At 72.5% G+C, this 8,027-nt stretch carries 6 protein-coding genes and 1 pseudogene; 3 read left to right on the top strand and 4 right to left on the bottom strand.

The annotated features are described in order from the left end of the window. Positions 1 to 327, top strand: a pseudogene (locus tag IZR01_RS46325) (hypothetical protein); the annotation flags it as partial. Here the strand turns inward: IZR01_RS46325 and IZR01_RS46320 are convergent. Further along, positions 258 to 1,157, bottom strand: a complete 900-nt coding sequence (locus tag IZR01_RS46320) for a DUF6807 domain-containing protein (protein ID WP_323747294.1) — start codon at positions 1,155 to 1,157, stop codon at positions 258 to 260. The pseudogene IZR01_RS46325 and the gene IZR01_RS46320 sit on opposite strands and share 70 nt — an antisense overlap. 117 nt (positions 1,158 to 1,274) lie before the next feature. Between IZR01_RS46320 and IZR01_RS46315 the strand changes: the two genes are divergently transcribed. Both IZR01_RS46315 and IZR01_RS46310 read left to right on the top strand, forming a co-directional pair. After that, positions 1,275 to 2,489: a Gfo/Idh/MocA family protein gene (locus IZR01_RS46315; RefSeq protein WP_194927545.1), complete on the top strand. Its 1,215-nt coding sequence runs from the start codon at positions 1,275 to 1,277 to the stop codon at positions 2,487 to 2,489. Between the two features lie 42 nt (positions 2,490 to 2,531). Further along, positions 2,532 to 3,728, top strand: coding sequence for a DUF1444 domain-containing protein (locus IZR01_RS46310; protein ID WP_194927544.1), 1,197 nt, complete (start codon positions 2,532 to 2,534; stop codon positions 3,726 to 3,728). A 41-nt stretch (positions 3,729 to 3,769) separates the two neighbouring features. Here the strand turns inward: IZR01_RS46310 and IZR01_RS46305 are convergent, their stop codons facing one another. The 3 genes from IZR01_RS46305 to IZR01_RS46295 form a co-directional block, all read right to left on the bottom strand. After that, positions 3,770 to 4,807 (bottom strand): LacI family DNA-binding transcriptional regulator, encoded by a 1,038-nt coding sequence (locus tag IZR01_RS46305; protein WP_194927543.1) that lies wholly within the window; start codon positions 4,805 to 4,807, stop codon positions 3,770 to 3,772. A 73-nt stretch (positions 4,808 to 4,880) separates the two neighbouring features. Next, positions 4,881 to 5,312 (bottom strand): VOC family protein, encoded by a 432-nt coding sequence (locus tag IZR01_RS46300; RefSeq protein ID WP_194927542.1) that lies wholly within the window; start codon positions 5,310 to 5,312, stop codon positions 4,881 to 4,883. 99 nt (positions 5,313 to 5,411) lie between these two features. Further along, a complete protein-coding gene (locus tag IZR01_RS46295; protein WP_228561330.1) occupies positions 5,412 to 7,799 on the bottom strand; it encodes a glycoside hydrolase family 3 N-terminal domain-containing protein in 2,388 nt (795 codons plus the stop codon). Positions 7,800 to 8,027 lie beyond the last annotated feature (228 nt).

Here is an 8,027-nt window from a genome sequence, read left to right as displayed (position 1 = left end):
GGCCGGGACCGCTCGGGCGGCACAGACATTCGGCGCCGGGTAGCCTCTGGCGCCATGCCGACAGTGCTCGATGACGCCTCGATCGCCGCCGCCACCGCCCGGATCGAGCCGGAGCTGATCCGGCTGCGCCGCGAGATCCACGGGCATCCCGAACTCGCCGGGCACGAACTGCGCACCTCGGCCCTGGTCGCCGAGACCGCCGCATGCCGCGCGCCCCACGCCGCACGCCGCCCCGGCCCCTGGCGTCTCTCCCGTCCTCACCCCGCCCGCAGGTACTCCGCGATCCGCTCCCGCGACCAGGCCCCGTCCGCGATCACCACCCGGTAGCCCAGCGCCAGCAGCTCCCCCGGCGCCAGCGGCAGCGGCTCGCCGAACGCCAGCGACGGGTTCACGCCCGGGTAGTCCTCGGCGCGGACGAACCACTCCGGCGCCTCGCCTTCGGGCACGAACACCAGCGTGGCGAAGCCGTCGCGCTCGTCGAACTCGCCGATGTAGGCCAGCCACTCGGCGCGCTGCCCCATCAGCGCGGCGGCGCCTTCCAGGCCGTTGGAGGCCAGGACCCGGCCGCCGGTGAACTCGCGCGGCCCACGCCAGAAGAAGCCGCAGTATCCGGCCAGTTCGCGGCCCAGGACCGTCGGGCTCTTGAACTCCAGCGGGTCGGTGCCCAGGATCCGCAGTTCGCTGCGGAACTCCAGGGTCCAGCAGCCCGCTGCCCGGTCCACGTCCCGGACGGCGAACGTCCGCCGCTCGCTGAGCACCGGCACGCCGTCGGCGCCGATCCACACCAGGTCCGCGGCGACCGAACCGTCGGCCGCGGTCTGGAACAGGTGAGTCTCGACGCGGCCCGCGTCGTCGAGGTCGACGTAGCCGCGCCCGGCGACGTAGCTCGGGCCGCCCCAGAAGTTGCTCGCGGGGCCCGGACGCCCCGCCCGGCCGGCCACGGCCAGCTGCGGCACCGCCATGGTCAGGCCCTTGTGCCAGCGGTGGTCGTGCGGGCGGTGCCCGGTCACCACGCCGCCGGACAGCGTTCGCAGCGGGTGCAGATAAGGCGTGCGGCACTCGGAGGCCGGGACGGCGTCGGTGTCGGTGTCGAACCGGGCCCGCAGCACCTCCACCGCACCCACTCGGACGCTGACCAGGTCCCTGTTTGCGCTCACGGCTGTCTCTGCCGACAGCGGGGTGTGCGAGGCGGTCACTTGCCCTCCCGACTTTGCTAGGCTCCTGTGACCGTTCACGAGAACGTTCCGGGACAGATCTTCACGGCAGGTGGTCACGTGCGTCAACCCCCGACCGTCGCCCTCGTCGGCGTCCACGGTCACGGCCGCTGGCACCTGGGCCGCATCGCAGAGCTCGAACAGGCCGGGCGGCTGCGGCTGGTCGCGGTCGCCGACCCGCGCCCGCCGGAGCCCGGCACCCTGCCGGCCGGCGTCAAGCGGCACGACACCCTGGACGCCCTGCTGGCCGCGCCGGATGGGCCGGGCAGGCCGGACGGGCCGCCGGACATCACGCTGATAGCCACGCCCACCCCCACGCACTTCGCGCTCGCCGAAGCCGCCCTGCGCGCCGGCTCCGACGTGCTGCTGGAGAAGCCGCCGGTGACCGGGCTGGCCCAGCTGGCCGAGCTGCGCGAGACCGCCGCCGAGACCGGCCGCCTGGTCCAGGTCGGCTTCCAGTCGCTGGGCTCGGCCGCGCTGCCGCTGCTGCGCACGCTGCTCGCCGCCGGCGCGATCGGCGAGGTCACCGGCGTCGGCGCGGCCGGGGCGTGGTGCCGCCCGGAGTCGTACTGGCAGCGCGCGCCGTGGGCCGGCAAGCGCTGGCTGAGCGACGGCGTCCCGGCCCTGGACGGCGCGCTGACGAACCCGTTCGCGCACTCGATCGTCACGGCGCTGGCGGTGCTCGGCAAGGACGCCATGGCCCGGATCCCGGCGAAGACCGAGCTGGAGCTGTTCCACGCCAACCCGGTCGAGGCCGACGACACCTCGGCGGTCCGGATCGAGCTGCCGGACGCGCCGCCGATCCTGGTCGCGGTGTCGCTCTGCGCGCCGCAGCCCACGCAGATCGATCCGTGGGTGCGGGTGCGGGGTACTGAGGGCGAGGCGGTGTTCCACTACACGACCGGCCACCTGTCGGTCACCGGCTCCGGCTTTGGCCCCGGTTTTGGCTCCCGCTCTCGTTCCGGCGTTGAGGAACTGGACCAGACCTTCCCCGAGGCCGACCTGCTGGCGAACCTGCTGGACCACCGCGAGCGCCCCGACGAGGTGCCGCTGATGGTCCCGCTGGAGGACACCACCGGCTTCACGGCCGTGCTGGAGGCGGTCCGGGACGCCCCGGAGCCGCGCGCGATAGGTGAACAGTACGTGTCCGAAGAGGACTTCCAGGTCGGCCGGGCGACGACTGTGCGGGGCATCGTGGACCTCGTGCAATCCTGTGCACGCGAGCAGAAACTGTTCTCCGAAGCCGGCGCCCCTTGGGCACTTCGGGAACACTGAACGGACACCTGGCGGTCGGCGGCCTGCGTTAAATTCCCGGCCATGGGAATAGCCGAAAGACTGTTCGGGTCCGCCCGCGACCGGTTCGGGAAGGAGGTCGCGGCGCGGGTGCGGGCCGTGGGCTCCGTGGCGCGCGCCGATTACGACCCGGAGAAGTTCCAGGTCGTGTATCAGGGGGCTCAGGGCGCCGAGCCGGCGGTCATCAATCTGGAGACGGTGTTCCGGGAGACGCGGGGCGCCTCGGCCGCCGCCCGCAAGGCCGCCATCGGCCGGCTGGCCGACATCGCCGCCCTGCCGCCGACCCCGGAGCAGTGGGAGGACGTGCGCGCGGCGCTGCGGCCGGTGCTGCGACCGGTCCCGGCCGGCCCGCAGTTCGAGATCGTCAGCCGGCCGGCCGCGCGCTACCTGTCGGAGATGCTGGTGATCGACACGCCCTCGGCCATGCGGTATGCGGCGGACTCCGATCTGCGGCGCTGGGGCGTGAGCCGGGACGAGGCCTTCGCCACCGCGCACCGGAACATGGCACGCACGGTCACCGCCTCACTGGACGAGGCCCGCAGCCGCACCGGCACACCGCAGCCGGCCCGGCACACCGACAATGGCGACGCCTACCTGACCTCGCTCCCGCTGGTCGACGGCTGGCTGGCGACGATCGGGCGGATCACCGGCGCCCGGCCGCTGGCCTTCTCGGTCAGCAACAGCACCCTGCTTCTGGCCTACGAGACGCCGGACACCGAGGTCCTGACCGAGGCGTTCGCGATCGCCGAGCGCGAGTGGCGCCAGGCCGCACGGCCGATCAGCCCGGCGCCGATCACGGTCGACGACGACGGGAACGTGGTGCTCTACACGGTTCCCGAGGACCACCCCGCGCACGCGGCGGTCAAGCACGCGCAGATCCTGCTGGCGATGGACGCCTACGGACCGCAGACCGAGCACCTGCGCGGCATCGCCGGTCCCGGCGACCCGTTCCCGGCCGCGCTGAAGGGCTTCCGCAGCCCCGAGGGCGCGGAGGTCACCGCCGCCTCCTGGGCCGACGAGGAGACCTCGCTGCTGCCCGAGGCCGACCTCGTCCTGTTCCCGCAGCCGGACGGGGACCTGCTGATGGTCCCGTGGGCGGCGGTCGCCGAGGAGGCCGGGCTGACCCCGGCCGAGGGCTACCACCCGGCACGCTACCGGGTCGGCTCCTGGCCGGACCCGGACGTCATGGAGCGGCTGGCGAAGCTCGCCGCGGAGGCGTGAGCGCGGTCGGCGCACAGGCCTGAGCCGCTACCCCCGGAGCGCTACCCCCGCCGCGCCGGCACCGGCGCCGTCGACTGCCGCACCACCAGCTGGCTGGGCAGCACCGCCGGCACCGGCGGCACCTTGGTGCCGCGCAGCATCCCGATCAGCGTGCGGGCGGCGCGCTGGCCGAGTTCGGAGCTGAAGATCCGGACCGTGGTCAGCGCCGGGGTCAGCAGCGCGGCGGTCGGGGTGTCGTCGAAGCCGACGACCGACACCTCGCGCGGCACGTCGATCCCGCGCTCGCGCAGCAGCCGCATCGCGCCGATGGCCATGGCGTCGTTGAAGGCCAGCACCGCGGTCGGCGGCACGTCCCGGTCGAACAGCCGCGCCGCCGCCTCGTGGCCGGATTCCAGGGAGAACTCGCCGGTGGCGATCAGGTCCTCGTCCAGCGGCAGGCCGGCGTCGGTACCGGCCCGCCGGCAGCCGCGCAGCCGGGCCTGCTGGGCCAGGTTGTCCGGGGCGCTGCCGGCGATCAGGGCGATGCGGCGGTGGCCCAGGGCCAGCAGGTGCTGGGTGGCGCTGTAGGCGCCGCTCTCGTCATCGGGCCGCACCGAGGGCACCGCCGCCGCGACGTGCCCGATGGCCACCACCGGGTAGCCGGCCTCGATCAGCAGCTCGATGCCCTCGTCGCCCATCCCGGCCTCGACGATGACGCCGTCCACGGCGCGCCGGCGCACCATGCGGCGGTGCGCGGACAGCGCCGGGTCCTCGTCGTCGGGGCTGGAGACCAGCAGGCTGTAGTCGTTCTCGGCGACCACCCGGTCCACACCGCCGATGGTCTGCAAGAAGTGCGCGTTCGCGAAGGTCACGTCGACCGGGAACGGCAGTACCAGGCCGATGGTGTCGGTGCGGGCCCGGGCCAGCGAGCGGGCGGCGACGCTGGGCCGATAGTTGAGGTCTCGCATGGCGGCGAGTACGCGCTCGCGGGTCTGCGGTGCGACGCCGTCGGCGTCGTTGATGACCCGCGAGACGGTCTGGTAGGACACGCCCGCCCGGTCGGCCACGTGCCGCATGGTGATCTGTCCCGTGGATTTCATGTCACCGTTCACGCTAGCGCACACACGTGACCGTTCACACGATCCCGGAGAGAGCGACGTGGCGCTGTTCAGTTCAGTCGCCGACGACTGTCCCGCCCCACTCCTCGGGATCCACATCGCGCACGCTCTCGCAGAACTGCCAGCGGTGCCCGGCCAGGTCGTCGACCGTGAACTGCAACTCGCCGAACGGCTGCTCGGCCAGGTCCTCGGTGATCGACGCGCCGTGCGCCTTGACCCGCTCATACTGCGCGCGGACGTCTTCGACCCGCACCTTGAGCAGGTGCGTCTCGACGCCGGGTGTCGGTGCGGTCCGCTGCCCGCGCACGTCGGCGATGATCACGGCTCCGTCGTCACCGATACGCATCTGGGATCGGTGGTCCTCGCCGATCCGGATGTGTTCGGCGAACCCGAAGACGTTGGTCAGGTAGTCCACGGCCGCGCGGACGTCCGGATAGACCAGCACCGGGATGACTGTCACCTGCGGAATCGAGCGGTTCGGCTTCATGGCCTCACGGTATGCCAGGACCGGCGCGGGCGGCCCCTGTACCGGCGCGGGCGGCCCCTGTAGAGGTCGCCCGCGCCGGCCGCGTGGGGGTTGAACCAGCTAGCTCAGAGTGAACGGCGCGGACAGGTCCACGTCATACGGCGTCGCATCGGCCTCCTTGTCGATCTGCAGGATGTAGCCGCCGGGCTCGACGGTCGGCGGGCCGGAGGCGTTGATGTCGCCCTGGCTGCGGGCCAGCGCGGTGGCCGGGAAGGTGATCTTCACGGTCTGCGAGGCCCCGGCGGCCAGCGTCACCCGCGTGAAGCCGACCAGCCGCTGCGGCGGCTCGGCGGACGCGCTGACCGGCTGGGCCACGTACAGCGGCACGATGTCGGTGCCCGAGCGGGTGCCGGTGTTGGTGACGGTCAGGGTCGCGGTGAGCTTGCCGTGCGCCGAGGCGTTCGGCGTCACCGACAGACCGGTGTGGCTGAAGGTGGTGTAGGAGAGCCCGTATCCGAAGGGATAGAGCGGGTTGTAGGAGTTCCCCGGGCCCGAACCGGTACCGGGCAGCTGGTCGAAGAACTTCGGCTCGTCGCCGAGCGGGGACGGCGCGCCGCCGTCGAAGTCCGCGCCGACGGTCGGCGCGTCGGACGGCCAGCTGATCGACAGGTGGCCGCTCGGGTCCACCTTGCCGAACAGCACGTCGGCCACGGCCTGCCCGGCCTCGGTGCTGCCCTGGTAGGCCATCACGACGGCGTTCGCCTTCTCGGCCGGGCCCAGGCCCACCGGGCGCCCGGCCTCGACCACGACCACCACCGGCTTGCCGGTCGCCTCCAGCGCCGAGATCAGCGCCTGCTGGTCCGGCGGCAGGGCCGGGGCGGGGTTGTCGCCGAGGCCTTCGGCGTAGGCCTTCTCGCCGACGACGGCGACGTAGACGTCGGTGTTCGGGGCCGCCGCGACCGCGGCGGCCTGGTCGGGGATGGACTCGGCCTGCGGGTCGGCGCCGAGGATCCCGGTCAGGGCCGTGGTGCCCGGCGGGATCTGGTCCGGCGCGCCCATGCAGCACACGTGCCCGGCCCCGGCGACGCCCTGCCAGCTCACACTCCAGCCGCCGAGCTGGTTGGTCATCGAGTCGGCGCTGGGGCCGGTGACCACCACGCGGCTGCCGGCCGCCAGCGGCAGGGCGTTGTTCTGGTTACGCAGCAGCGTGACCGACTCCTGGGCGGCCTTCAGCGTCTGGTCGCGTCCGGAGTCGACGACGGCGTCGGCGGCCCCGGCGTTCAGGCACGGCTTGCTGGGATCGGCCACGCAGGGCTGGTCGAACAGGCCGAGCTGGAACTTCATGGTGAGGATGCGGCGCACGGCCTCGTTGATCGTCGACATCTTGATCTTGCCGTCGCCGACGTCCTGGATGATCGCACTCTGCCACTGGTCCGGCCCGTTGACCTCCATGCTCATGTCCAGACCGGCGTTCACCGCCTCGGCCACGGCGTCCGGCAGGCTGCCGGCGATGTGGTAGGCGGTCTGGAGCGCCTGCACGTCCTGGTAGTCGCTGATGATGACGCCCTGGAAGCCCATCTGGCCGCGCAGGATGTCGGTGAGCAGGTAGTGCGAGGAGGTGGCCGGGACGCCGTTGATGGAGCCGGAGTCGACCATCACGGCGTCGGCGCCGGCGTTGATCGCCCCGGCGTAGGAGGGCAGGATCGTGCTCTGTAGGTAGTTCAGGGGCAGCTGGGCCTCGTCGCGGTCATGACCGTTGATCGACTCCGAGTACCCGGCGAAGTGCTTGACCGTCGCGCTGACGTTGAGCCCGCCGCCGGGAGCCGGGGTCTGAAGCCCGGTAACGTTTGCGGCGCCCATCGCGGCGGACAGGGCGGGCTCCTCGGCCCACGTCTCATACGTGCGGCCCCACCGGTTGTCCCGCGCCAGGTCCTGCACCGGCGCGAAGGCCCACGTCCACCCCGTGGAGCGCAGCGCGGCCGCGGTCATCGCCCCGCCGGCCTGCGCCGCCGACGGGTCCCAGGTGGCACCCATGCCGATGGACTGCGGGAACAGCGGCGCCTGCCACGGATGCCCGAAGCCGTGGACGGCGTCGACGCCGAAGCTCAGCGGGATGTGCAGGCGCGAGTGGGCGATGGCGTACTGCTGGATGGTGTTGTAGTCAGCGGCCCAGTCCTGCGCGGTGTTGCCACTGGTCCCGCTTCCGGTGGTGTCCGCGGGATTGTCGGTCCCGCCGGCCAGGATCGACCCCACGTTCTGGTCCACGATCGCCGACTGCATACACGCGGCCGTCGGCAGACTGAACCCGGCGGCCCCGCAACTCCCGCCGCCGGCAGCGGTGGCGTTGTCGACGAGCTGCTGATCCATCTGCCCGGCCTTCTCGGGCAGCGTCATCCGCCCCAGAAGATCACTGACCCGCGCCGTCACCGACGCGGACTTGTCGAGGTACTTCGGCGTCGCCGAGTTGGCCGCCGCACTGGTCGATGCGGCGGCGTCGACCGAGGCCAAGGTGAGGGCGGCAGCGAGGCCGACTTGGACCAGACGCCGCTTCGAGCCCGCCCGACTATGGTTCCTGAGCGGCCGCGACCAGGGTGTTCGAGCACGCATTAAGGACACTCCCAGCTGTTCGTAGCTTTGATGAGTGGTCTTGTTGCGGCCGCAAACAATCTGACGCCGAGTCAGTCAACTGCGGGATCGTGGGGGCGTCAAGGTCGCGGAGGTGGGGCGGGTGGGGTT

The organism is Catenulispora pinisilvae (assembly GCF_015356865.1).
Classification (GTDB): domain Bacteria; phylum Actinomycetota; class Actinomycetes; order Streptomycetales; family Catenulisporaceae; genus Catenulispora; species Catenulispora pinisilvae.
The sequence above is the reverse complement of the archived record's forward strand: the minus strand, read 5'-3'. Positions and strand labels throughout refer to the sequence as shown.

Coding starts and splice junctions, on each gene's coding strand:
- IZR01_RS46305 (WP_194927543.1), bottom strand. CDS start 4,807: ATGAAATCCACGGGACAGATCACCATGCGGCACGTGGCCGACCGGGCG.
- IZR01_RS46300 (WP_194927542.1), bottom strand. CDS start 5,312: ATGAAGCCGAACCGCTCGATTCCGCAGGTGACAGTCATCCCGGTGCTG.
- IZR01_RS46310 (WP_194927544.1), top strand. CDS start 2,532: ATGGGAATAGCCGAAAGACTGTTCGGGTCCGCCCGCGACCGGTTCGGG.